This is a genomic window from Flavobacterium columnare NBRC 100251 = ATCC 23463 (genome assembly GCF_002530675.1).
Lineage (GTDB): Bacteria > Bacteroidota > Bacteroidia > Flavobacteriales > Flavobacteriaceae > Flavobacterium > Flavobacterium columnare.
Genome location: NZ_PCMX01000123.1, coordinates 1 through 1,090 on the forward strand (window position 1 = coordinate 1; position 1,090 = coordinate 1,090).

The 1,090-nt window shown below is 32.5% G+C and carries 1 protein-coding gene; it reads right to left on the minus strand.

From position 1 onward, the window contains the following. Positions 1-51: 51 nt before the first annotated feature. Complete coding sequence (locus tag B0A78_RS13095; RefSeq protein ID WP_065213182.1) at positions 52-525, minus strand: hypothetical protein; 474 nt, start codon at positions 523-525, stop codon at positions 52-54. Positions 526-1,090 lie beyond the last annotated feature (565 nt).

The window sequence follows — 1,090 nt, forward strand, 5'->3', positions numbered from 1 at the left end:
TGGATTACTTTTCAGACAGCCCCTTCTTAAACCACTTGGGACTTAGAACCTTTACTGATCTGTTTTTTTACGGTACGGACGAATAAAACGTTGGCTCAAATCCTCATAAATAGGCTTAGCCGTAGCAATCCCCTTACTTTGCGCCTCCTTAATTTGGCCATAATACAACAACGCCGATTGCAAAGCTTCACTACCCGCTAACATAATCGTATCGTTTACATCAGTAGATAACTGAGAAGCTAAATTGCCTATAGGACTTAAAGAACTCACCACCGCCTCATCCTTTAAAAACTCCGCTTTGTCCATATACACAGGCACAAACTCGGGATTGGTTTCTACATACGACTTGATTTTTTGCACCGTAGCCACAGTTTTATTACCCATTTTAAACAGCGTCGAACGATCTTCGGCAGTTAAGCCCTGCAAATAAGGCGCTAAAGCTGTTTTGCATTCTTGTAATTTTAGTGTTACCGTATCAATTACTTCTTGAGGAATTGTGATACTCATTTGATTTTTAGTTGCCATTGATTGTAGTTTTGCAATTAAACAAAAGTTATTAAAAGATATAAAAAGATGTTTTTAGTTTAATAAATTAATAAAAAAACAAAGTAAAAACGAAATATTTTAAGAAATATTGTATTGCATTTTTATTGTATATAAACCGCGAAAACACCTCAAATACCTATAAAAAAACCAAAAACTTCATATAAATTACACTTCACCCAGAACTTCGTTTTCCTACAAAAGGATAAAAAAAACAGTTATGATTCACACAATAGGAGGGAGGAATCCTTTTTTAACCTACAAAGCTCGTGGTATATTACCCCTTTATTGAATTGATAAAGACTATTATTTTCAACTTTTTAGATTCTATTTTTAGCCTCTTGATTATTCCTCCGAATGTCACGCCCTTTATGAGAACCCTCCTTGTGTCGGGATGACAAGAACCCGATTAAAAGTATAAAAACAAAAAATCAAATATTATATATTTTTTTTATATTTGAATAATGAAAAAATAACATAAATAGTACAAAAAAAACAAATCAAATAAATTGTAACAAATAACTAAACGATATGGATACTTACAACA

Bases quoted from the DNA above. Each gene is read 5' to 3' on its own strand.
- B0A78_RS13095 (WP_065213182.1), bottom strand. From the start codon at position 525: ATGGCAACTAAAAATCAAATGAGTATCACAATTCCTCAAGAAGTAATT.